Annotated in this window: 22 protein-coding genes and 1 riboswitch; of the genes, 5 read left to right on the top strand and 17 right to left on the bottom strand. The window is 46.3% G+C overall.

Annotated features, from left to right (window positions below; genetic code table 11):
• Positions 1-43 precede the first annotated feature (43 nt).
• From ACDJ58_RS07795 to ACDJ58_RS07750, 10 genes are all read right to left on the bottom strand, one after another.
• Complete coding sequence (locus tag ACDJ58_RS07795) at positions 44-1,504, bottom strand: sensor histidine kinase (protein ID WP_063564240.1); 1,461 nt, start codon at positions 1,502-1,504, stop codon at positions 44-46.
• Between the two features lies 1 nt (position 1,505).
• Positions 1,506-2,195, bottom strand: coding sequence for a response regulator transcription factor (locus ACDJ58_RS07790; protein WP_076289894.1), 690 nt, complete (start codon positions 2,193-2,195; stop codon positions 1,506-1,508).
• A 198-nt stretch (positions 2,196-2,393) separates the two neighbouring features.
• Positions 2,394-4,079 (bottom strand): S1C family serine protease, encoded by a 1,686-nt coding sequence (locus ACDJ58_RS07785; protein ID WP_413376891.1) that lies wholly within the window; start codon positions 4,077-4,079, stop codon positions 2,394-2,396.
• 148 nt (positions 4,080-4,227) lie between these two features.
• The gene (locus tag ACDJ58_RS07780; protein ID WP_376032682.1) at positions 4,228-4,890 is read right to left on the bottom strand and encodes a response regulator; all 663 of its coding nucleotides are present in this window, start codon (positions 4,888-4,890) and stop codon (positions 4,228-4,230) included.
• Positions 4,887-5,924 carry a histidine kinase gene (locus ACDJ58_RS07775; RefSeq protein ID WP_413376889.1) on the bottom strand — a complete coding sequence of 346 codons (1,038 nt, stop codon included), beginning with the start codon at positions 5,922-5,924 and terminating at the stop codon, positions 4,887-4,889. Before ACDJ58_RS07775 ends, ACDJ58_RS07780 begins: the two co-directional genes overlap by 4 nt.
• Before the next feature lie 3 nt (positions 5,925-5,927).
• Positions 5,928-6,983, bottom strand: coding sequence for a cell wall-active antibiotics response protein LiaF (gene liaF / locus ACDJ58_RS07770; RefSeq protein WP_413376887.1), 1,056 nt, complete (start codon positions 6,981-6,983; stop codon positions 5,928-5,930).
• Positions 6,984-7,152: 169 nt separating this feature from the next.
• The gene (locus tag ACDJ58_RS07765; RefSeq protein WP_379446904.1) at positions 7,153-7,338 is read right to left on the bottom strand and encodes a hypothetical protein; all 186 of its coding nucleotides are present in this window, start codon (positions 7,336-7,338) and stop codon (positions 7,153-7,155) included.
• A gap of 112 nt (positions 7,339-7,450) precedes the next feature.
• A complete protein-coding gene (locus tag ACDJ58_RS07760; RefSeq protein WP_413028025.1) occupies positions 7,451-7,984 on the bottom strand; it encodes a 3D domain-containing protein in 534 nt (177 codons plus the stop codon).
• Positions 7,985-8,405: 421 nt separating this feature from the next.
• Complete coding sequence (gene thrS, locus ACDJ58_RS07755) at positions 8,406-10,343, bottom strand: threonine--tRNA ligase (protein ID WP_413376885.1); 1,938 nt, start codon at positions 10,341-10,343, stop codon at positions 8,406-8,408.
• A 428-nt stretch (positions 10,344-10,771) separates the two neighbouring features.
• Entirely contained in the window at positions 10,772-11,716 is a 945-nt protein-coding gene (locus ACDJ58_RS07750) for a putative sporulation protein YtxC (RefSeq protein WP_413376883.1), read from the bottom strand.
• Positions 11,717-11,896: 180 nt separating this feature from the next.
• Between ACDJ58_RS07750 and ACDJ58_RS07745 the strand changes: the two genes are divergently transcribed.
• From ACDJ58_RS07745 to ACDJ58_RS07730, 4 genes are all read left to right on the top strand, one after another.
• Positions 11,897-12,301 (top strand): hypothetical protein, encoded by a 405-nt coding sequence (locus ACDJ58_RS07745; protein WP_076289900.1) that lies wholly within the window; start codon positions 11,897-11,899, stop codon positions 12,299-12,301.
• Positions 12,302-12,612: 311 nt separating this feature from the next.
• On the top strand, positions 12,613-13,107 hold the full coding sequence (locus ACDJ58_RS07740; protein WP_053780467.1) for a cation:proton antiporter regulatory subunit: 495 nt from the start codon (positions 12,613-12,615) through the stop codon (positions 13,105-13,107).
• Between the two features lie 4 nt (positions 13,108-13,111).
• Positions 13,112-14,350, top strand: coding sequence for a cation:proton antiporter (locus ACDJ58_RS07735; RefSeq protein WP_063564230.1), 1,239 nt, complete (start codon positions 13,112-13,114; stop codon positions 14,348-14,350).
• A gap of 112 nt (positions 14,351-14,462) precedes the next feature.
• On the top strand, positions 14,463-15,368 hold the full coding sequence (locus ACDJ58_RS07730) for a YitT family protein (protein ID WP_413376881.1): 906 nt from the start codon (positions 14,463-14,465) through the stop codon (positions 15,366-15,368).
• Positions 15,369-15,467: 99 nt separating this feature from the next.
• On the opposite strand, the gene ACDJ58_RS07725 is transcribed toward ACDJ58_RS07730, so the two are convergent.
• The 6 genes from ACDJ58_RS07725 to metA form a co-directional block, all read right to left on the bottom strand.
• Positions 15,468-16,481: a zinc-binding alcohol dehydrogenase family protein gene (locus ACDJ58_RS07725; protein ID WP_413376880.1), complete on the bottom strand. Its 1,014-nt coding sequence runs from the start codon at positions 16,479-16,481 to the stop codon at positions 15,468-15,470.
• Entirely contained in the window at positions 16,478-17,455 is a 978-nt protein-coding gene (locus ACDJ58_RS07720) for an aldo/keto reductase (protein ID WP_413376878.1), read from the bottom strand. The genes ACDJ58_RS07725 and ACDJ58_RS07720 overlap by 4 nt, the downstream gene beginning before the upstream one ends.
• A 250-nt stretch (positions 17,456-17,705) precedes the next feature.
• Positions 17,706-18,842, bottom strand: a complete 1,137-nt coding sequence (gene mqnC / locus ACDJ58_RS07715; protein ID WP_413376876.1) for a cyclic dehypoxanthinyl futalosine synthase — start codon at positions 18,840-18,842, stop codon at positions 17,706-17,708.
• Positions 18,843-19,085: 243 nt separating this feature from the next.
• A complete protein-coding gene (locus tag ACDJ58_RS07710; RefSeq protein WP_413376874.1) occupies positions 19,086-20,279 on the bottom strand; it encodes a trans-sulfuration enzyme family protein in 1,194 nt (397 codons plus the stop codon).
• Positions 20,272-21,459, bottom strand: coding sequence for an aminotransferase class I/II-fold pyridoxal phosphate-dependent enzyme (locus ACDJ58_RS07705; protein WP_413376872.1), 1,188 nt, complete (start codon positions 21,457-21,459; stop codon positions 20,272-20,274). The genes ACDJ58_RS07710 and ACDJ58_RS07705 overlap by 8 nt, the downstream gene beginning before the upstream one ends.
• 24 nt (positions 21,460-21,483) lie before the next feature.
• Positions 21,484-22,401 carry a homoserine O-acetyltransferase MetA gene (gene metA / locus ACDJ58_RS07700; protein WP_113051738.1) on the bottom strand — a complete coding sequence of 306 codons (918 nt, stop codon included), beginning with the start codon at positions 22,399-22,401 and terminating at the stop codon, positions 21,484-21,486.
• 234 nt (positions 22,402-22,635) lie between these two features.
• Positions 22,636-22,760: riboswitch (SAM riboswitch) on the bottom strand.
• Positions 22,761-23,213: 453 nt separating this feature from the next.
• On the opposite strand from metA, the gene corA reads away from it, so the two are divergent.
• Entirely contained in the window at positions 23,214-24,149 is a 936-nt protein-coding gene (gene corA, locus ACDJ58_RS07695) for a magnesium/cobalt transporter CorA (RefSeq protein ID WP_053780458.1), read from the top strand.
• Positions 24,150-24,242: 93 nt separating this feature from the next.
• Here corA and ACDJ58_RS07690 read toward each other — a convergent pair whose 3' ends face one another.
• Positions 24,243-25,244, bottom strand: a complete 1,002-nt coding sequence (locus tag ACDJ58_RS07690; protein ID WP_413376869.1) for an HRDC domain-containing protein — start codon at positions 25,242-25,244, stop codon at positions 24,243-24,245.
• Between the last annotated feature and the right edge of the window lie 47 nt (positions 25,245-25,291).

Genomic DNA, 25,291 nt, shown 5'->3' with positions numbered 1-25,291 from the left:
GGCAAAGATAGCCGATGTAATTGCAGTCCAGTCTATTATAACCTTATTCGATAGGCGGAGCAAAGACAACCGGCAACCAAATGATAAAGGTCGTTCCTTCTCCACGTCTGGTTACAACCTCGACAGATCCTTGGTGTTCCTCAATGATCCACTTCGCGATCGATAATCCCAGACCTATACCTGGTGTGGCACCGCGGGATTCATCCGCCCGATAGAACCGGTCAAAGATAAACGGAACTTCATCCCTATCCATTCCGATCCCCGTATCACTGATGCGCAGTCCTACCTGACCTTTATAAAGTATCGCATCAAGCGTAACCGAACCATCTGGAGTGTACTTGAAAGCATTCTCGATAAAAATAAACAGCATCTGCTGCAAATAGTCCTTGCTGCCGTTCACATATATGCCATTCAGAATCGATAGATCCCCTGGACGCCAGTCTGCCTGATGATCAAGGAATTGCGATCTGCGAGCCACTTCCTGCACCAAAATTTGCAACGGGATCGGATTCAGTTCGATTTTCTGTCCTGTATCGGCTCTGGCCAAAGACAGCATGTCACTAATCAGCCTGCTCATGCGTTTGCCTTCATCCGCCATATCCTCTATCGCTTCGAGCGACATTTGTTTAACCGTTTCTTCGTCCAAATTCGGTCGGTCCGTGCTCTCCTGATCCCACAGCTTCTTAAGGAAGTCCACATTGCCACGGATCGTGGTCAGCGGTGTACGCAGCTCATGCGAGGCATCAGACACAAATCTGCGCTGAGCTTTATTCGTCTCCTCGAGCCCACGGAATGAAAGTTCTGTTCGTTCAAGCATATTATTGACTGTTTCAATCAGACGTCCAATCTCATCCTTGGGACCCGTGTATTGAATACGCACACTAAGGTCATCCCCGGACTGAATCTGATTGGCGGCATCAATCACATTGACGAGCGGACGCATGGATTTGCGAGCCAGAATCAGACCCGAAGTAATCGCAAGTGCCATCGCTACAAGCCAGCCAAAAACCAGAATATTTCGCAGAGCTTCCAGCAATCGTTCCTGAGAACTAACATTGGCGCCGACTTGAAGGAGCCCCCTTATTTCGTTGGTTCCCTGAAGAGACAGGGGCTGTTGATTCACCAAGAAAGGGGTCCCATTCACATAGATCTTGGATATTCCACGCTTTTTCTGGATCTCATTGGATTTCACAACGGGAAATTGAATCTGAAGCTTCTCCATATTGCCTGAGATTTTACCAGATCTGCTCTGGTAATCCCACAACTGGATGTATATCTGAGCTTCCTGAAGCTGACTTTCCGTAAAAGGGTCCAGGTCCAGCGACTGTGACAGCGGATTGACACCAATCTGATTCGTAATTCGTTCACTTTTATCTTTCAGTTGCTGTTCCACTTCTTGATACGTATTAAAATAAACAAAAGCGTAGATCACAACTCCCCAAAAAATGAGCACGGCTGCCAAGATGCCTGAATACCACGCGGTTAATCTTAACCGAATGGACATGTCAGGAGTCACCTCTCAAAATATAACCGGCTCCCCGGATCGTCTGGATCAAACGTTTGCCGCCGTATTCCTCGGTTTTTTGTCTGAGCATGGCAATATACACTTCGAGCACATTGGATTCACCACTGTAATCATAACCCCAGATTTTATCCATAATCAGATCACGGGACAGCACACGTTTCGGATTTTGCATGAACAGATTCAGCAATTCGAACTCCTTGGCAGTCAGTTCCAGACGCTGACCGTCACGCAACACCTCACGAGAATCATTATCCAGAATAATATCCTCATACATAAGACGATTATCAGGCGTGTCCGCTATATCCGCTTTACGACGCAGTAAGGCACGGACACGAGCCAACAATTCTTCAAGTGCAAACGGCTTCACGAGATAATCATCTGCACCTGTATCCAGCCCAATTACCCGGCTCTGTACTTCATCTTTGGCAGTGAGCATCAGCACGGGTACCTTGCTCCCCGCTTCTCTAAGTCTGCGGCATACTTCAAACCCGTCAATTTGCGGCATCATGACATCAAGAACCACGATATCCGGCTCTTTATCCATCAGCTTACTGAGGCCCTCCGCCCCATTGGAAGCTGTCTGTACATCATATCCTTCAAAAGCAAGTCCCCGCCGAAGCATGGACACGATTTTTTCATCATCATCAACAATCAGAATAGTTGAGCGCATGGTCTTTCTCCTTTATCCCTTAACGTTTTAATCTCATTGTAACAGCCAAAAGCCCAATCTGCATCTTCTCCAAATACCTTGTTGCATTTCAAGTCCACCCTTGATGGAGTACAAACGTATATAGTGCAAAAAAAGCGAAAGGGCCCTCGAACCCTTCCGCTCTTCTAAACCTCTTATTCTATAACCCATGATTCGGCATTAAGGTTGCTGTTGTTGTTGATCCGTCGTTTGTGTAGTATCGTAATCGTTTTTGTTGCCGATTTTGAGTTTCACATCCATTTTTTTGCCGTCCCGAACCACATTCAGTGTCACTTCACTGCCAATTTCCTGTTTCTTGATGAAATCAATCAAATCCTGGCTTGTGTTGTACGCTGTACCATTGGCACCTGTGATGATGTCATAAGCACGCAGGTCAGCTTGGTAAGCAGGGGATTGATAAATCGTGCTGGCTACAACTGAACCTTCAGTGATATCCGTTCCCATCTGTTTAGCCACTTCAGGAGTGAGGGCCATCAGAGATGCACCAATGAACGGTACGGGCTCTTTGGGAACTTCTTTGTTTTCTTTCAGATATTTAACCGCATCCGAGATTACACTCGAAGGAATGGCAAACCCAATGCCCTGTGCATCCGCGCTAACCGCAACGTTCATACCAATGACTTCGCCATTGAGGTTAAGCAACGGTCCACCGGAGTTACCAGGATTAATGGAAGCATCCGTTTGTAACAAGTGGCTATACTCACGAGTTTTGCCTGTTTCTTCATCAGGAATGCTGATCGTACGTTCTTTCGCACTCAACACACCTGCAGTAACTGTATGTTCAAAACCTTCCGGGTTACCAATAGCTACAAGCCATTCACCAACTTGTGTACTGTTAGAATCGCCCAGTGGAGCGACAGGGAAAGCATCATCACCGCTGTTTTTCTCAATTTTCAATACGGCAAGGTCAAGGTCGAAGCTGCTTCCCAGCAATTTAGCTTCATACGGTTTGCTGTTGTTCTCCAACGTTACCTGAATCACATCTGCACCCTGAACCACGTGTTGGTTCGTCAGGATGTAGCCTTCTTTGTCAAAAATAAATCCGGATCCAATGCCGAGTGGAACCAACTGATTGCTGCTTTGTTGCTGTTGATTTTGGCCTTGGTAGCTATCTGTTCCGCCATTGCTTCCATTACCAAAGAAGTATTGGTACAATGGATCACTCATCGTAGAACCACCCTGGCTGCTGCTGCGTGTAGACTGCTTAGCAAGTGTTTCGATTTTGACGACAGCCGGACTTGTACTCGTTACTACAGAGGATACATCCTCTTTGCCCGTTGGCAGTAATGACGCTGTCACGTTATTGCTGCTGCCTGAGTTAGTAGGAGGAGATGACTGACTGGAGCTTTCATTGTCTGCACTTGTCAGCGCTTCCTGTGGGGTAAACATGTTTGTTCTGTCCGCTGTATACATCAGCACTGTAATGACCAGCATCCCGGCGATGAAAGAGAACAGGAGCGATCTTACAGAAGAACGTGGCCGACGGTTGTTATAATTCCAATTGCCATTGTTCTTGCCGCCGTTCCCTTGATCTCCTCCGTTACCTGAACCATTACCGCCCCCTCTAGATGACTTATTGGCTTGATCAGATGATTCGTTACTGTAATTACTGTAGTAAGTAGGTACGGGCTTCACGGGGTCAGGTCTTGTAATCTCTACATTTCCTTCTTCACGTTGATTTTGTTCCCCATTATAACTTGCTGTATCTTCCTGATTCACGGACTGAAAAGGTCCATAAGAATAATAATAGGAGGAATCGTCCGTCCCGGATGAATTGCGATTCTCCGCTTGTTTAGTTTCATTTTCCTCGTCTTGACGGTTCGCTCTGTAATTACGTTCGTCCATGCCTCTCTACCTCCCAATCTCTTCTTCGCAAGAGATATTCTTTAACTGTCCTTATTTTGTACTTTAAACCTTAACCGTACCTTAAAAACAATTAAAAAGGAGATAAAAGCACGCTGTTATAGAACATTTTTCCCGCCAAATCTGCATTCTAACCCTTATTCTTCACCCAGCCCTGACGATGAGCGTAGATTGCAAGCTGTGTCCGATCGTCCATTTCACATTTCATCAGCAGATTGCTCACATGAGTTTTGACGGTTTTGATACTAATATGTAGTTCTTCCCCGATGTCCTTATTGGTCTTGCCCTCTGCAATCAGTAAAAGCACTTCCTTTTCTCGTTCCGTCAGTCCGGATTCGTTCTCTCTTGCTGTGCGCTGCCTGATGCCACGGGTCAATGCCTGTGATACGTCGCCTGTCATTACAGGCATACCTCGGTATGCTCCTTGCAGAGCATAGATTAACTCTTCAGCAGATACCGTCTTCAGTACATAACTGACCGCTCCGGCTTCAATCGCTTGTACGACAAGGTCATCCTCCAGAAAACTGGTCAGCATCACAATTTTCATCCCCGGAAATTCGGTCATGATCGCTTGTGTCGCTTCCGCGCCATTCATCACCGGCATCATCAGGTCCATCAGGATCAGGTCAGGCAGATCGTTTTCTCCCAGCTTGCGCAGCTGATTCAATGCATCCTGTCCGTTACCCGCTTCCCCCATCACATGAAATGTAGGCTCCAACATAAGATACGTTTTTAACCCCATCCGCACCATATCATGATCATCCACAATCATTACATTCACTTTTCCGCTCATTCCGTTTCCCCCTCTGGTTCTTTCGGGAATTTCGGGATGAATACCCGCACCGTCGTCCCCGCTCCCGGCTTCGATATAATCTGAACCTGACCCCCAAGTTTCTCTGCCCGTTCACGCATCGTTGATAATCCGTATGAACCAGGCCGTTCCGCTTGCTGCAAAAAACCTTGACCATCATCACTAATGCTCATGCTGATCTGATGTTCACTCTCTCGTATGGACAGGCTGACCAGACCCGCTTCCGCATGTTTTACCACATTAGCGACCGCTTCCTGAATAACAAGAAACAGCTGGTGCTCGATGGCATCGGAAATTCCGCCATCCAGTTCCAGCTCTTTCACTCCTTTTAAACCATTCTGCCTACAATAATCCGGGAACCAGCTATCCAGCGCTTCGCCAAGATTCCTTCCCTCCAACTCCACCGGGCGAAGCTGAGCAATAAGCCCGCGCATCTGCCGTTGTGCGATATGCGACATCTGAATAAGTTGATCCAGCACTTTGCTGCCATGCTCGGGATTCATCTCAAGCAGACGTGGTAAGGAGGAAGCCGACATATGCATGGCGAAAAGCTGCTGGCTGACCGTATCATGCAAATCTCTTGCCATCCGTTTGCGCTCTTCAATCACGGCGCGTTCCGATGCCTGTTCCTTCTCAATGACTTCCTGCTCACCGAGCCGCTGAAGCAATCTCATTTTTTTCTCAATCGAATCCATCATGACATTGAATTCCTGATATACCCGCCCGAAGGAGGCATCATCTGCCTCAGGCATACGAACGGAGAGATTGCCTTTGGACACTTTCAGCATGTTGAGATCCAGTAGATCAATCTTGCGTTGAAGCCGCAAGGCGGCAATATATCCCGTGATTACGGTAGCCAGTAGAACAACAGCAACATAGGTCCACGCACGCTGACGCCCTGTTCCCATCAGCACTTCCCCGTACAGCAAGTAAAACCCACCCAAAGTAATGAGTCCGGTCAGCGCAAAATACATCATCAGTTCCCACTTATTTGCTTTGAGAATCGTTCGAATCATGCGTTAACCCACCTTATTCACTTTGACATCTCCAATAAACACACTAACGACAATCCGTACTTTTTTTCCTGCTTCCCGATAATGCGCCGTTTCAGCCTGAGCACTGCTTAGAAATCCACCCCGTTTTTGATTTAACAGCGACATGTCTCCAATAAACGAGTTCGTCGTCACAGTCACACCCAGATCCATATCTTCCGGAACAAATACCTTCACATCCCCGATAAAAGAGGAAATGTTAATCTTCGTCTCACCGTAAGGTATTTGCGCCTTCGTCAAATCAATAACCGTATCGCCAATAAATGCCGAAATGTTCATCGGTTTCAGGGAGAACACTTCCTGTCCCATATACATATCACCGATAAATGCCGATTTGTTAATCGTATTTCCATGGCCACCATAATAATTCGGATCATCATCATAGTGGTCATCGTCATCAAATGTTCCATATGCCTTTTTATTTGAACCGAAACCTTTATGCTTGTGTTGATGATGTTGATGTTTATGATGGTGTTGATGTCCGTGTGATTTATGGTCTTCTTTATCTGTATAAAATGAGCCATGCGAATCATTCTTTTGTTCCTGTTTCGGTTTGCCAAATGTTTTCTCGAACTGTTCGTCAAACGAAGACGGCATTTCAAGGTCCTCAGGGGACAATGGCTTATAAGGCGGCTCCGGTGGTGGAGGCGGTTGTACTTGGTCATGATGTTTCCGGTCACGACGACGAGGTCCGATCAGAACGAATAATCCCCCACCAATAAGCATCACCGGTATCAGGTAGCGTATAAACTCACCCATGGAGTAATCGATCCATCCCAGATTGCGTGCCAAGAAGTATCCACCAATCGCCAGTACAATGGCGGGTCCGATCAATGCATGACTCCCGTTGCGCCGAATTTCGGTTATACCTTTTACACCCCACCAAATCAAAAATAACGGCCAATATGTTCTGAACATGTATCCGATATCTATGTCATAGCCCAATTGCCTGAACAATATTATTGCGCCAATCGCAATAAGAGGAATGCCAACCCACCAGCGGTCCCGCGTAGATCGTTTCATCGCTCATGTCTCCTTTGTCTGTATTCTGTATCCAGTTTACAACAGACAAGGGTTGGTTAACAGCGGCGGCAGATGGAATTGATCTCGGTCTTCAGACGGAGGCGGAAGGATATTTATGTAAAAATTAAAAACACCTTGGAGAAATCCTCCAAGGTGTTTTTGCAGTGATTTACTTTTGAGTTTTGCCTGTGTTCTCAGTACCGAACTCAGCATTGTATTTTTCATCAGGTGTTTGGAAGTTATCCTTCACTTTGTTTTGTTGCGATTGTTTCACTTTGCTTGCTGCATTCTCTTCTCCAAACTCTGCATTGTACTTCTCGTTTGGCGTTTGTGAACCTTGAGATTTCTTAGCCACGACGATCACCTCTCTCTTCATATTTACATTGCATGTCTGCAACGCGGGGTTCGTCCCCAGAGAGTATTATGTGACGAGTGCGCGTACGTTATTCATGTATTAAAATTCAACATTAAACAGCCTTGTCCAGCCATGCATCCGGTACGGATTTGTACACATCGATGGCTTCGGATAACTCTTCCAGCATTTTTTCAGTGCATTTTCCGGCACCTTGTTTGATAACCTGTACTTCAACGTCCTTTTTGCCCCATTCTTTATACACTTGCTTTGTTGTAGGGAAATAGAGATCAATTTTATTGCCCTTGATCGCCGAGCCCGTGTCTGCAACGATGCCGTAACCGTAACCGGGAATATATAAAATGGAGCCCAGTGGGAACAGCTTCGGATCCGCTGCAATCGTTGAGACCGTTTCTTTATCGCGGCGCACCTTTACACCTGAATACGTAATTCCGTATTGAGGATGTTTTGGACCTTTTCCGGTAGATTCCACCCCTGCAGTGTAACCGGTAGCCGTCACCTTATGTGTGTCCAATACCTGTTCTGTACGCGGAGCGAGCACCGGCATGGATGGGTCAACTGCGATGTGCTTCTCCGGAATTTCCGGTCGCGGAATGACAATAGGCTGCGGTGACCATAAAAAACCCATATAGACTATCGTTGTGAGCTGAGCCTGATCACTGTACTCATAAACTGTTGTTTCTGGATATACACCCTCAAACTCATTTGGAATTTCGCTGTGCTTATTCTCCACATACATGACTTCATTTTCCTCTTCAAAGGTATACGCTTCTGCCTGATTCCAGTTCAAGACTACTCCGGTGAGCACTACACAGCAAGAGATGATGAACCTTATGTTTTTCTTTTGAATTAAGAATTGCTTTTTCATTATAGAACCTCCCCCTTACTGCAAAGGTTTTCCAAAATGAAAAAATTCTATACTTTTCCCCGTTATGGCTTCTAAACCGGATGTCTAGAAAACCTGAAAACAACAAAAAAACCGTCTGAACCATTGGATTTACTCCAATATGATTCAAACGGTTTTCTATTATAAAACCAACAATTCAGGATTACACCTGTCTTGTTGTAATCTCTTCTTTGAGCTGGGCTACAATTTCGTCCAAAGGTTTCATGCCGAGATCGCCTTCTCCACGTTTCCGCACAGATACACCCTCTGCATTACGTTCATTTTCACCAACGACGAACATGTAAGGCATTTTCTCAAGCTGTGCCTCACGGATTTTATAACCGAGCTTCTCGTTACGCAGATCAGCTTCAGCAGAGATCCCTGCACGTTTCAACTTCGCTTCCACTTCACGTGCATAGTCATCGAAGTTGCCGGATACCGGAATAACCTTCGCCTGTACAGGAGACAACCACAGTGGCAGAGCCCCTGCAAAGTTCTCCAGCAAGAATGCAGTGAAACGCTCCATCGTACTGATTACACCGCGGTGGATAACGACCGGACGATGTTTCTGCCCATCATCTCCCACATATTCAAGCTCAAACCGCTCTGGCAAGAGGAAGTCCAATTGAACGGTAGACAATGTCTCTTCTTTGCCCAGTGCTGTCTTGATCTGAACGTCCAGTTTTGGACCGTAGAATGCCGCTTCGCCTTCTGCTTCATAGAATGGAAGGTTGAGTTCTTCCACAACTTCACGCAGCATGCGTTGGGACATTTCCCACATCTCGTCATTCTGGAAATATTTCTCGGTATCCTGAGGATCGCGATAGGACAGACGGAAACGATAATCGTGAATGCCGAAATCTTTATAAACCGTTTGAATCAGCTCAATAACACGTGCAAATTCTTCCTTGATCTGATCCGGGCGTGCAAAAATGTGAGAGTCGTTCAGCGTCATCGCACGTACACGGTGCAGACCTGTCAATGCGCCCGACATTTCGTAACGGTGCATCATGCCAAGCTCGGCAATCCGGATCGGCAGATCACGGTAGCTGTGCATGCTGGACTTGTACACCATCATATGGTGAGGACAGTTCATTGGACGAAGAACGAGTTCCTCATTGTCCATAACCATTTTCGGGAACATGTCTTCCTGATAGTGCTCCCAGTGTCCGGATGTTTTGTATAACTCAACATTACCAAGCACTGGTGTGTACACATGCTGATATCCGAGGCTCTCTTCCAAATCCACGATATAACGTTCCAACGTCCGGCGCAGCTTGGCACCATTAGGCAACCAGATTGGCAGACCTTGTCCAACCAGTTGGGAGAATGTGAAGATTTCGAGCTCCTTACCCAGTTTACGGTGATCCCGTTTACGTGCTTCTTCCAGGAAATGCAAATGCTCATCAAGCTGTGCTTTTTTCACAAAAGCTGTACCGTAAATACGTTGCAGCATTTTGTTTTTGCTATCTCCGCGCCAGTAAGCACCGGCAACATTCATCAGTTTGAATACTTTGATTTTGCTGGTGGATGGTACGTGTGGTCCACGACACAAGTCGAAGAACTCACCTTGCTCATAAATAGTGATAACACTGTCTTCTGGTAAGTCACGAATCAATTCGAGCTTGTAAGGATCGCCCACTTCTTCGAAGATTTTGATCGCTTCCTCGCGGCTAACTTCCTTACGTACAATCGGCAAGTTCTCATTAACAATACGTTCCATTTCCTTCTCGATCTTTTGCAGATCTTCGGGATTTAGCGGCTGTTCTAGATCCATATCATAATAGAAACCATCTTCAATGACAGGGCCAACACCGAGATGTACCTCTTTGTTTCCGTATAAACGCTTCACAGCTTGAGCGAGCAAGTGAGCTGTACTGTGACGCATTACTTCCAGACCTTCTGGTGAATCCAGTGTTACGATCTCCACCAATGCTCCCTCATGAAGTGTCGTGGACAAGTCCACCACGATCCCATCCAGTTTGCCGGCTACGGCATTTTTGCGAAGTCCGCTGCTAATCGAAGCGGCTACATCTTCAATGCTGCTCCCGTCGGCATACTCACGAACCGAACCATCGGGTAGTTTAATGTTAACTGCCATTTGTCTCATTCCTCCTGTAAATTCAACCTCTGTCCATACACGATCATGGATGGATTATCTATTGCTGTTCCTGCGATTTTTGCAAAGGAACGCAAAAAAACACCCGTCCCGGCAAAGGGACGAGTGTTGTATACTCTCGTGGTTCCACCCTAATTCAGCTGCTTCATCCATATTGGAGTACAGCCCTCATTGGCATGACGGTAACGGGCATGACCCGGCATATCCTTACTCATGGATAACTACCTGTATATAGAGGTAATGTTCATATCCATTTTCAAAACTGCAGCTTCAAAGGGGTAAACCAAACGTGGCATCCGGAGGAAATTTCAGCCTAGTTCCCTCTCTCTGCACTGACCGTGCGTATGGTTCTTGTCTTTGTCAACGCTTTTGTTTATTGTTCCATAACAACCTCAAATAAATATCATGGATCAACAGTTATTATAATTGCCGATATCACTTGCGTCAAGACCTGTCAACAATCCGGAGCGCAATACTTCACACTCAGGGCAATGATGGCATAATTGCACCTTGTCTTCAAAGATCTGGCGGATCGTAGAGATGATAGGCAGATCTGGAGTGCGTGTATGCAGCATGACCTTTTCAGGTGAGATGGAGATCAGCGTACTCACGATCATATCTTCGATATCCATTTCCAATTCAAGTCCTGGCATCTCCACGACGACCTGTTCATCCTTTTGTACAGGCAGCACATTAAGCGCAGCATCCAATACCTGAAATTCATGCAAACCTTTGTGTATCAAATGCACAAGAGGTACTTTCGCCTCCTGAAAGAACACAAAATACTTGAGCAGCCCCATAAACTCTTCATATTGACGATCCATCCAGAATTCATCCAGCGCATATTCTACCAGCTCATGAAGTTCCTGCTTATATGGCCGAATCCGGAAATTAAGAATGCCTTCAAGATGAAAAAAATGCACCTCTTCCAAATCCTGCTTCAATCCATTGGCCAAAGTGGTACGGCGACGCTCTCGCAGGCCTGGCTGATCCAAGTCGCCATTGAATAATAAAGGCATGCATATCCGGTTTACCTTCTCCACCTCATGTTCATCCATGACTGAGCAGGCCTTTGAGATCATCTCTTCTACCATAATACGTTCACGCGTATCCATAATGAAATCTGCAAGTCCCGTTGCAAGCAAATCACTGATCTGGGGCAACCATTGCTGGAAGTCAGCGTGATTCTCATTGCCTCTGCATACCCAGGCCGCTCTTCCGTCATTATGTTTGAAGGTGAGCCGAAATCCTCTTTTGCTTATATGTAAACCTTTGGTTTTTTCCTTCACACAACGATAAAATTGATCCGCTTCCTCCTGCCCTGATACATCGGTCCATACGGCGAACAGTTCCATAAGAATCACTCCTTTCCTTCCTGTTCAAAGTATATGGCAAGGCCGATAGGGATATACGAAGCGGATTGATGGAAAGCGTGTCATGATTTCTCAGTATATTATCAATCTGTTTGGAGTTAAGACAAAAATGTGTTATTATTTTTATAACAGTATGTTTCACGGAAAAGGGGGGAAGCCAAAATGAGACAACAACCAAGAATACTCCGTTACGCTTTTATTATCATTTTGTGCGTATTCCAAGCGTTGTCCTTCCCTATTCCGATGCAGTCGGAATCCGCTGTCGAGGTAACCGTTGAGACGACTTCCAACAAGGAAGTGCTTGTCCACACATTGGAGTCTCAGCAGAAACCTGCCATTCGCAAATACCCACAAGTCATGTCGAAGTTGATTGCGGTCACGCATAACAAACCTGTCTTTCTTGTGCTCGCTTTGTTGCTAATGCTGCGAATTCCTACACCGCGTCTACCCTTTAAACCGTTGATTTGTCTGTTTAAACGCAGATTATTTCTGCTACCCATCAAATTCACCAGTATGTATGTATCTCCCACCCCTATAGCACCAATTTACGTGAACGCTCTTAGCTAGCCGTTACACCGTATTTTAGGTTGCTTTGCATGGAGACGCCTCTGTCTGAAAGACGGTGTGCTTGTGCATAACTTATAACCCTTTTAGCAAATGTTAGATATCGATCAGCTTTATTGGCAACACCTATTTGTTAACGTCTATTTTGTTATCCCCATTTTCATTAAAAATTCACAACACAAGGCTGTGTGTCAGGAGTCCCTGGCTCTGTTTACCCGCATCATTTAATGTTCCTAAGAGCAGCAGATCATTCTATTTTCGGGAAATAAGCCTGTCTTCTGTGGCCAGCCTCAATTTAAGGAGGCATACTATCCATGGATGTACGCGAAACAGATTTGCCGGGAATCGGCAAGAAATTCCAGATTGAAACGAGCAGTGGAGATAAAATTATTGTCATTATTCACGATGACGGTCGCCGGGAAATGTACCATTTTGAGTACGATGATCCAGACCAAAGCATCTCCATGATTACGCTTGATGACTATGAAGCAAGACAGATTGCTGCCATCGTTGGTGGATTGACCTATAAACCAAAGCAGCTTGAAAATATTGAAGTAACGTTTGACGATCTGATAATTGAATGGTACAAAATCGAGCCATCCTACGGATGTATCGGTAAATCTATTGGTGAACTGGACGTACGTCAAAACTCAGGGGCAACGGTTATTGCCGTTGTAGAGAAGAATCACAAAAAACATATCAGCCCCGGTCCGGAGGTCGTGATTAGTGCAGAGTCCACGGTAGTAGCCGTTGGAGAACGCAATCAGCAAAAGCTATTCAAATCCCTCCTCCTGACCGGAAGGGGGTGAGTCGATGGATCATCTGATATTCGAAGTGGGTCTGGCGCTTGTGCTCATTGCAGCAGCCGGACTCTTATCCGCAAAACTGAGATTTTCGGTCGTTCCATTTTACATTCTGATCGGGATGGCCGTTGGACCTCATGCCATGAAGATCTGGCATCTGGACTTTCGTTTCATTGAAAGTCAGCCGTTTATTGAGTTTATGGGCCGAATTGGTATTCTGTTCCTGCTCTTCTATCTCGGGCTGGAATTCTCGGTTGGCCGTCTGATCAAATCGGGTAAATCCATTGCAGTCGGCGGGTCCATCTATATTGGGATTAACTTCACGCTGGGATTAATATTCGGTTTTATGTCCGGTTTCCCAGTTGCAGAAGCACTTATTATCGCAGGTATAACTACCATCTCTTCCAGTGCCATCGTGGCCAAGGTACTCGTGGATTTGAAACGAACGGCCAATCCTGAAACAGAGATGATATTGGGTATTATTATGTTCGAAGATGTATTCCTCGCTGTATATATCTCGATCTTGTCCGGACTTGTGCTTAGTGATTCATCCTCCATCGGAGGCGTCATCATGTCCGCACTTATTGCTCTCGGATTCATGCTTATCGTGATTATCCTTGGACGCAAAGCAACACCGCTACTAAACAAATTGCTAAAAATTCGATCGAATGAGCTATTCTCTCTCGTTGTATTCGGAGCCTTGTTCCTGGTAGCCGGCTTCTCTGAAACCATTCATGTTGCCGAAGCGATTGGTGCATTACTGGTTGGTCTGGTGCTTGCTGAAACAGAACACGCGAAACGGATTGAGCACTTGATTCTACCGTTCCGTGACTTCTTCGGAGCAATCTTCTTCTTCAGCTTTGGATTGTCCATTGATCCGTTGTCCTTGGGTGGCGAAGCCGTATGGTTAGCTCTGATTGCAGTTGTTATTACATTGTTCGGTAACTTCCTGGCAGGTATGATGGCCGGACGCAGTGCAGGACTATCGCCCAAAGCATCGGCGAATATTGGATTAACCATTGTGTCACGGGGTGAATTTTCCATCATCTTGGCCAACATGGGTAAAGCCGGGGGACTGTTGCCAATGATTCAACCGTTTGCCGCGCTCTATGTCCTAATTCTGGCCATTCTGGGTCCTTTATTAACCAAAGAGTCCAAACATGTATTCCGTTTATTGGATAAAATATTCAAGTTCAAGGATCCTCGGAAGAAGAAAGAAGAACCGAAGGTTCTACAGAAAGAAGGATAACCCCCTTGTCTGTTCAGAACAGACAACGTATCGTAATCGCGGCTCTACCGCCGATCTTTCTGTGATTAACCCAGGGAGAATGGCACGAAAGCCGCACAAAGGAGGATGACCTATGAAAGCACCTCTGATATCGGCTAATCCAGTGCCACAAACCGCCAAGACCAGATTATCATCTGCCCGTCGCATGTTGAATTTATTGTTTGTAATAGCGGGTGGAATTCTGGCCTCCGTGGGACTTGAATTGTTTCTACATCCCAATAAGATCATTATTGGAGGCATTACAGGCATCTCTTCGTTGTTCGCCCACTGGACCGAAATGAGGATTGGTTTGTTCCTGTTTTTGTTCAACGTTCCATTTATTTTTCTGTCCTATAGACTCGTGCAAAAGAAATTCGTACTGGTAACTGTTCTGGGTTTGGTTGTCTTTTCGATTGGTGCCATTGTGCTTCATCCCATGCCGCCGCTTGTCGAGCACCCGCTGGCTGCCGCCATGTTTGGTGGATTATGTCTCGGTCTAGGAATCGGTCTAGTCGTGCGGTATGGTGGGACACTGGATACGCTGGAAATCGGTGATCCGTCCTCCCGTCCACCTGAACGTGTATTTAGCGGGAAACGGATGCTTATCGAAAAAATAATCATGCTGCTCAACTTGTTGATTCTAACCGCTGCTGGTGTTATCTTCGGTTGGGATCAAGCGATGTACTCGGTAATTGCTTATCTCATTGCATATGAAATGGTGTATATTGCATTCCGCGGATTCACAGCTAAGCGCAAAATATGTATTTTAACCACACAAAGCGCTCAAGTTGAAAAAGCCATCCGTAAACGCCTGCGCCGTGAACCTGGAACATTGGATTCTTCAACGGATTCAGGGCATCCTGCTGTCGCTGAAGGATGGATCCAACACGTTCCGGGAGCACTCTACTATGAGATTCATTTCCTCGAAATGATCTGGCTCAAATCCATTGTGCGTCATATTGATCCACATGCAGGTATTGTGACGAACCCGGAAAAATAATTTAGATTCCTATAAGCTAGGCAAACAAAACTCTCTCTGATTTCCCATGGATGTTAACCATTCATTCAGGATCAGAGAGAGTTTTTTCAGTTATTCTTTTTATAACTCCACTATCGCTTTCACTACATGCGAATCCGGTCGTAACCAGGTGTCAATCGAAACAGGCAATTGATCAAAACTCGCCCGGTGTGTAATGTAGCCATCCATATTCAACTTCTTCTCCCGCAAGATCGACATGACCTCCTCAAAATCTTCTCGGGTTGCATTTCGGCTGCCCAGAATGCTCATCTCCCGCTTATGAAAGTCTGGATCATGAAAGGAAATATCGGCTTTAACCAGTCCAACAAAGATTAATTGTCCACCATGAGCCACATACTGGATCGCATCATTCATCGATTGCATGTTTCCTGTTGCATCAAAGACAGCCGTCGCATAGTCCCCATTCGTGATTTCAGCAACTTGCTGTGCCGCTTGTTCATTGGCCTGAACCATATTATCCACTCCGGCCCACGTGCGGCTAAGTTCCAGCCTGTCCAGATTCCGGTCAATAGCAATCACCCGAGCACCCGCCTGTTTGGCAAAAGCCATCACACCCAGGCCAATCGGTCCAGCTCCAATGACAACAACCTGTTCACCAGGCCTTAGGGCTGCTCTTCTGACCGCGTGAGCACCAATACTCAGCGGTTCTACCATCGCAGTTTCATCCAGTGTAAGTCCGTCGGCTTGGATTAGATGGGAGACAGGCACAACGATCCTCTCTCGCATGCCGCCGTCCACATGTACACCCATCACCTGCATGGACACACAACAATTTGTTTTCCCTGATCGACAAGCGATACAATGACCACAATGCAAATATGGAATAATACTAACCTGATCTCCCGCCTTCAGGCCCGCTTCATTCTCCCCGATTTCTTCAACAATCCCTGCAAGCTCATGACCCAATACACGGGGATAGGTAAAAAAAGGCTGATTTCCTTTGTAGGCATGCAAATCTGTGCCACAGATTCCAATTCGTCGGATAGTAACCAGCGCCTGATTCTCGGTTCTTTCGGGTTCAGCTATGTCTCGCAACGCCAAACGATTTATTTCTTCACATATAACTGCTCTCATTCCTGTTCCCCCTTCGATGATGCTTGTGACTTCATGTTATGTTCAATGTTATATTCAGGACGTCCGCTGGCCCAGCTCTCATTATGAACCGGAGCCAGAATACGCAGCACCTCCGTTAACAGTTTATGGTCTAGTGGTTCGTCAATCCAAGCTGCATTGTTGCGGATATTATGTTCACTTGCACTGCTGACCAGTGTTGTTGGAATCCGTTCATTGGCTGTTGCAAACTGTACAGCAAGCTTCGCAATATCAGTGCCCTGTTCCGCGCAGAACCGCGCCGCTTGCAGGCAAATCTGCTTCACGCGATCATCTGCCGGGTGCCAGGCAGGAGCTCCTCTTGTGCTTAATAAGCCCATAGAAAGAGGCGAAGCATTCACAAGGCCAACTTCTTTATTTTCCAGAAGGGGCAGTAAGGACAGTAGTGAAGTATCATTTAATGCATAATGGCAGTAGGAAATGATGGCATCGGCATCAATCTGTGGCAATACCTTTTCGAATAACGGCAGCGGTAATCCACAAATTCCTGCATGGCGAATGACTCCCTGCTCTTTCAGCCGGAGCAAGGTTGGGAAAGCTTCTTCAATAATGATTTCGGCCGGGACAAACTCAATATCATGCAAGAACATAATGTCGATATAATCGGTGTGCAGTCTGTCCAGACTCTCTTGTACACTATCATGTATCCGCTTACGCGAAAAATCAAATGCATTCTCCCCATAACGTCCAGCCTTGGTCGACAACGTAAACGAGCTGCGTGGCAAACTACGGATGGCTTCTCCAAGCACGATTTCGGCTTTCGTTAATCCATAATAGGGCGAAACATCTATATAGTTCATCCCTGCATCTACAGCAGCGTGAACCGTACGAACACCCTCATCTTGGTCAATATCACGAAATACCGAACCTAGAGAGGATGCTCCAAAGCTCAGCACAGGTACTTCCAGTCCCGTCTTACCAAGTCTTCTCTTTTTCATCAGCCTGCCCCTTCCCAGCATGTCAGCTTACTCACGTGTCCTTTCATTGTAACAGTTGAATTTCAATATAAAATATCGCCAAATGCGTAATATGTACTGTTTGATGATCTGTGAATAAGGGCTTGGTGTGAAGTGAAATTAAAAATCCGCCGATTCCCCTTATAAAGAGTAATCAACGGACTTCATATCCAAACTGACTGAATGATCTTATCGATCCAACTCATCAGCATGATGTATTTTAAAATATATATTAGTTCTGCATTACAAAATCTTGTTGAATGGCATTATCTTCATCAAACGTCCGCAGGATGTCATATCTTGTATTACGCTGTGCCGGAATATAACCGGACTCCCGAATCAGTTGCGTAATGGAACCAATGTTAACTTTGTACGTTGCGCCTGCAGCAGATACCACGTTCTCTTCAATCATGGTGCTACCAAAGTCATTGCAACCAAATTCGAGTGATTTTTTGCCGACTTCAGGTCCCATCGTTACCCATGAGGATTGAATGTTTTTGATGTTGTCCAATACCAGTCGACTGATCGCTACCGTCTTCAGGTACTCTTCTGGCGTCTGACGCTCCAGCTTCAGGTTTGTATTATCCGGTTGGAAAGTCCAAGGAATGAACGCCAGGAATCCTTCGGAATCATACTTGTTCGCAATGCACTCATCCTGAGCTTCACGTACACGAAGTAGGTGCAGTGCGCGCTCTTCCATCGTTTCACCAAGGCCGATAACCATCGTTGCCGTTGTGTTCATACCGATACGGTGAGCTGTCTGCATAACGTCCATCCAATCGCGCCATGAACCTTTCAAACGGCTGATTTTGCGGCGTGTACGGTCATCCAGGATTTCGGCACCACCACCAGGCAGGGAATCCAGTCCTGCTTCGTGAATTGCACGTACAACCTCTTCCAAAGTAAGGCCGTCGGACACTTCAACCATTTTCATAATTTCTGCCGGCGAGAAGGAGTGCATCGTAATATTAGGGAAACGCTCCTTGATCGCTTTGAGCAGGTCGGTGTAATAGCTAAACGGCAGATTCGGATTCGTTCCGCCTTGCATCAGAATCTCGGTACCATTTACGTCTTCGGTTTCTTGAATCTTCTGGAAAATGACTTCATCGGGAAGTACATACCCTTCGTCAGACCCAGGTCTGCGGTAGAAAGCACAAAAACGGCAGTACACATCACACACGTTCGTGTAGTTGACGTTACGCCCAATAACAAATGTTCTGTATGGTTCGGGGTGCATGCGTTTTACAATCACATTGGCGGCTGCCCCTATTTTGTCTACTTCATTTGATTCAAACAGCTGAATCGTGTCTTCCAAATCCAAACGTTCGCCCCGAAGGGCTTTATCTAAGATACGGTCTACCGTACTCATCGTAAAAAAGCCTCCCTCATGAAGAGAAAATATAATCACGATCCGTCCCAACTTGCTCATATAGATGAAAGTTTTGGTGGCAACATCGCATTTCTGTACTCCACATATCGTAACACAGGTTACATGTGAAAAAAAGCACCTTATGAGCAGGTGCTTTAAAAATTAATAAAAATGTTTACATATGCCATCTATTTCATTTCTTTTTCAGCGGGCTCTAACACCCGTGTTTCAATACAGCGGACTCTACGAATCCTGAAGTGCCTGATCCAGATCTGCAATCAAGTCATCGATGTCTTCCAGACCAACCGAGAAGCGCAGTAATCCGTCAGTTATACCCCGATCACGGCGAACCTCAGCCGGCATAGCCGCATGAGACATCATCGCAGGATAAGACAAGATACTTTCAACCGCACCCAAACTCACGGCAACAATTGGCAATTTCACACGGTTAAGTATAGCCTTGGCCCGATCTCCCGAACCTACGTCAAACGACACGACAGCGCCGTATCCGCTTGACTGACGTTCATGAGCTTCACGGCCGGGATGATCCAGCAGCCCCGGATAAAATACAGCCGTAATATCACTGCGTCCACTAAGCCAAGCAGCCAGCTTCGCTGTGCTCTGTTCACTGTGTGCCATGCGCGCACCCAAGGTTTTCATACCACGCATCAGCAGCCAGGATTCCTGAGCCCCGAGGACGGTTCCAAGTCCATTCTGCAATTGTTTTAGCTGTGTACCCAATGAATCCGTACGAGCAACAGCTAAACCTGCCAGCACATCACTGTGTCCGCCAAGAAACTTGGTCGCACTATGTACGACAATATCTACCCCGAGCTCAATCGGACGTTGGTAATAAGGCGTCATGAAGGTGTTATCAAGAATGGAGATTAACTCATGTTCCTGTGCCCAGGAGGTGACTGCAGCAATATCCGTGATCCGAAGTGTCGGGTTGGATGGTGTCTCCATATAAACTGCCTTCGTGTTCGGTTTGAGCGCTGCCTTTACTTCCTCAATATTGGTCATATCCACAAAGGTAGTCTCAATCTGCATCCGGCTCAGAATGGAAGTAAGCAGTCGATACGTTCCTCCATATACATCTTCCGTCACAATCATGTGATCGCCTGCCGAGAACATCATGAACACACTGGAGATGGCAGCCATGCCTGAGGAGTAGGCAAATCCGCGTGCCCCACCTTCCAATAATGTAATGTAATCCTCCAATGCCTGACGAGTCGGGTTACCGGAACGACTATAATCATGTTGAGGTGGATTAAAAATATCAAAATGATGGAATGTGGAGGCCTGGTAAATTGGCACACTGGAAGCCCCGGTGGTTTTATCGATTTCGTCACCGAAATGCAACAGCTTAGTATCGAACTTCAGGTCGGAATGAACATTCCGTTCATGATTATTGGCATTATTGTTTTGCTCACTCATGATGCGTTCCCCCTTCTATCTCCTGCTGTGCAGCTGTGAGTGCATTGCCCAGATCGGCAATCAGATCTTCGGCGTGCTCGATCCCTACAGAAAAGCGCAATAGACGGTCATCCACACCTACAGCGTCACGAATTTCAATCGGAATATCCGCATGGGTCTGTACCGCAGGATAAGTCATCAATGACTCTACACCCCCGAGGCTTTCCGCAAAAGCAATCAGTTTGATATTACGAAGCAACGGTTCAACATAACGGGCATCCTTTACTTTGAAAGAGAAAATGCCTGTATTTCCACTGGATTGTTTATTCTGTATTTCAAATCCGGGATGATCCGACAAACCAGGATGATACACTTCATTAACGGCTGGGTGCTCCAAAAGGTACTTGGCAATCGTCAAGGCATTATACTCATGTCGCTCCATGCGAAGAGCGAGTGTCTTCATGCCTTTCATCAGCTGATAGGAGTCGCTTGGAGACAACACTGCTCCAATAGAATTGTGCAGGAATGCCATTTCGGCCGACAATTCCTCCCCTTTTGTAATAATTAATCCGGCAAGTACATCATTATGACCACCCAGATACTTCGTGGCACTATGGATGATGATATCAGCACCGAGTTCAATAGGACGCTGGAAGAACGGAGTCAGTAGTGTATTATCCACAATGGTCAGCAGATTGTGGCTCTTGGCCCAGGAGCAAACCGCTTCCACATCCGTAATCATCATTAGTGGATTGGTTGGTGTCTCAATAAATACCGCTTTTGTATTCGGCTGACGAATACTTTCCAGAGCTGCCAGGTCATTGGTATCGACGTAACTTGCCGTCACACCAAATCGAGACAGGATGCGCTCAAGCAAACGATACGTTCCGCCGTACAGATCCAGCGATACAATCAGATGATCCCCTTGCCCAAATAAAGCGAAAATCGTTTGCAAGGCAGCCATACCGGAGCTACAGGCAAAACCTGCATCACCAGATTCCAACGCTGCCGCTGCTTCTTCCAACACTTTACGGGTTGGATTGGTCGTACGAATATAATCAAATCCCGTGCTTTGTCCAAGCTTGGGGTGGCGAAACGCAGTGGATTGATAGATCGGAAAATTAATGGCACCCGTTACCGGTTCATTGATAGACCCAATTTGGGCCAATCGACTTTCGATTTTCAACTTGTTGTCTTCCATTGCAGCATCCTCCTGTAATGTCGATTAGATTTGCGGACCAATATCGTAAGGTGTCTCTTGATACACATAGTAATTGAGCCAATTAGAGAATAATAAGTTTGCATGTGCCCGCCAAGTGGCCGGGGGAACACGGGAAGGATCATCATTCGGGAAATAATGTCTAGGCAGCGCAATGTCCATGCCTTTAGCTGCATCACGGTCATATTCCCATTTCAATGAAAGCGGGTCATACTCGGCATGTCCGGTTGCAAAAATCTGTTTGCCGTCTTTGGTAGCAACCAGGAAAATACCCGCTTCCTCTGATTCAGCCAATATTTCAAGGTTATCATTTTTTTCAATATCTTCACGTCGCACTTCCGTATGGCGGGAATGCGGGACGTTGAATACTTCATCGAATCCGCGCAGCAACTGCACATTAGATCTGTTGATCGTATGTGAGAATACGCCAAAACATTTTTCATCCAGAGGAACTTTGGGAACTCCGAAATGATGGTATAAACCCGCTTGGGAAGCCCAACATATATGCATGGTCGAAGTCACATTGGTTTTGGTCCATTCGAAGATCTCCTGGATTTCTTTCCAATAGTTCACGTCTTCAAAGTCCATTTGCTCTACAGGGGCGCCTGTAATGATCATGCCGTCAAAACGGCGGTGTTCGATCTCATCAAAGGTTTTGTAGAACAAGTCCAAATATTCCTGGGAAGTGTTCTTGGACGTATGAGACTTCGGATGAACCAGAACGATATCTACCTGAATGGGTGTGTTACCCACCAGACGAAGCAATTGAGTTTCTGTCGTTTCCTTTGTAGGCATCAGGTTTAATATAGCGATACGTAGTGGACGAATGTCCTGCTGGTAAGCAGATGTCTCGTCCATGACAAAGATGTTCTCTCCTGCAAGTACTTCCTTGGCAGGCAGTGTGTCTGGAATTTTGATTGGCATGGTGTTTCTAACTCCTCCTTGTGCATAAATAGATGCAGCCACTGCGGATTCGATACGATTCGCATCCGTACAGTTATAGGCTGCCATGAGCTTGCCTGCAGGCGCTGAATTGCAACCACATTGCTGGCAACAAGCTCAAGTTCCTTAGCGAAAATCACTGCTGAGAAGTCGGTGCATATAACAAAGACCTTCCTCGGATTCCGAGAAAGGTCATATGTAAATAGATATGCGCCTCTCTCATCTCTCAGTTACAACAGTGTCACTTGGACACTTGGTCGCTGCAAGAATTAGCACCGTGCGGTATACCGCCGGTTGCCGGGTTTCATCGGGCCAGTCCCTCCACCTACTCTTGATAAGATTTCGCTTTATTCAATTGTAAAAACTAGTGTGGTTCACCTTTTACTTTAAGACATTAATCCCCTCACGTCAAGGTGTAGTTCAATGTCTGTTCCTCAGGATCGGAACCGTTCCTCATCCGTTGTCATACACTGCTCCAGGGCGCGAAATCGACACATTTTTGCGCTTGAAAGGACCCTGTACCAGCGGTATACTAGACAAGTGTTATAAACCCTTATGTGAGAGGTGACATATTCAATGGATGGCGACCCGAGGCCTGACTGGCAGCCGAATTCCGACAAACTGCATAGAGAATTGATATCAGCATGCCGGCAGCGGGACGTTACTTCCGTTTGATTATAAAGCGAACGCAGTCCTGACTTCCAGGCTCCGCTGCCGACCGGCTGATCTGTTCTTTTTGCGCCCATATTGATGAAATCCGCCCATTTGGCGGGTGCAGAAGGAGTAGATGAATAATGAAAATCCGGTTGGTTAACAACGGTGTATTTATTCCGGTGGACGACATTCAGCAGGCGCTGACTCCACCAGCGGAGGGGTTTTACTGGATTGATGCGGACGTAGACGATTTGGCGGTACTTCAACCGCTGTTCATGATGCATGATCTGGCCGTGGAAGACTGTTTGAGTGACGAAGAACAACGTCCGAAGATTGAAATTTATGAGAGCCATTATTTTATTGTTATTAATAGCATTCGTTTCGATGATGAAGAGATTTTTTTACGTGCCGTCAACTTGTTCCTTGGCAGACACTTTATTATCAGTGTTACCAAACAGAAAGTCAGCGAATTGCGGACATTGAAACCTATCCTTTGGGAACAGGAAATCAGTACGCCGGATAAGCTGCTATATCTGTTGGTTGACTTGATTGTTGATAATTATTTCACAGTCGGTGACCGAATTGAAGCGCGCATCGAGAAGCTAGAAGAAGACATCCTGATGCATACCAAGAAGTCTCATCTGAATGAGATTATCGGGCTGCGCAGTGAGATTTTATGGCTGAAGAAAGTGCTGGGACCTCAGAAAGAGGTCATTAACACACTCAATAAAAAAGATCTGCGTCTTATTGATGATCAACTGCAGAAGTATTTCAGTGACATTTATGAGAATGCTGTGAAAATATCCGAAACCTTCGAGACTTATCGCGACTTGATGGGGAACTTGCGAGAAGCTTACCAATCCAGTATCGCCAACCGGGCGAATGAAATCATGCGTGTGTTCACCGCCATTACCACGGTGTTCATGCCGCTGACCGTTATCACTGGCATCTATGGGATGAACTTTACGAACATGCCTGAGCTGGACTGGAAATATGGTTATTTTGTCGTTATTGGCCTAATGGTTACACTGGGCCTGAGCATGTTCTTTATTTTCCGCAAAAAAGATTGGGTTTGAAATAGCAAAAGACGAAGCACTCCACATCTGGAGGAACGCCTCGTCTTTTTTATTGTCCGTTTACTGCATGACAACTACCGTCCTATTTCCAATCTAGCCTGCGTTCTGCTCCGTCTCTGTGTGACGACGAAACCGGATGCGAATCATGCGCAGCCTTTCGTAGACCTGCTCCAGATTGCTCCCGCCAGGCTTCTCCTCTCCATACACCTTATGTAACACGGGCTTCAGGAACGTATCTCCCAGCTCCTCGTAGGCACTCCATACCGCCTCTTGCTCCTCTTCGGGCATGACAGCAAGCTCCGCATCAAGTAGACAATCTGTGTCATACCCCTCCAAATCCAGTGTCTCCAACAGTTCAATTAGCTCCCGACGGGACAATCCGGAACGATTCACGATCTCCTCCAACGTATATCCTTCTTTCATACCTTCAAGTACCTGCTTCCGTGTGGTGAATCTGTCTAGCTCCTGCTTGTATTTCTGCTCTCTCTGTTTGTACAGCCAGCTCTCATATTCTTGTTCCTTCAGAACCGAGTACACCCACTCTAGCGGAAAAGATGTGGAACGTTCCAGTCCATTTGTAAGCTCCAACCATTCAGCTCCGTACTCGGAAGCCTTGCTCTCACCTACGCCAGGCAGTTGCATCAATTCATCGATGGTTTGTGGAACAAATGCACTGATCATGCGCAACAACCGGTTTGTTGCAATAAAATAGGGGGCCTTCCGGTCAGACGCTGCTCTCTTCCTGCGCCATATGCATAGGTCCATATACAGCCCCTCATTGCCATATAATTCACTGTAACAATGAAGACGCTGACCGCCATAACTGCGCGACTTCAAATCAGCATTTTCGTGAAACAAACCCTGCAGCAACGGACGATATCCTTCGCCCATCTGTATGGCTAACTGATGACGATAAACATGTAACAGCTCGTCCCACGAACTGCCAGTATACCAGATGGCATCCGTTCGATCTCCTTCCTCATATCGGCTCCATCCCAGATGCCACGCTCCTTCTTCTTCACCGATCCACAACTGCGCATGCTCTTCATTCTGACCTGACATTCTGGATAATCTGTTCATGAAAATGACTTCCATATCTTGTCCCTCCTTCAATAGTTCAGCTCAAACACAGTCTGTATTGT

Source organism: Paenibacillus taichungensis (assembly GCF_047302525.1).
Taxonomy (GTDB): Bacteria; Bacillota; Bacilli; order Paenibacillales; family Paenibacillaceae; genus Paenibacillus; species Paenibacillus taichungensis_B.
This window is presented reverse-complemented; position numbering and strand designations above follow the sequence as displayed.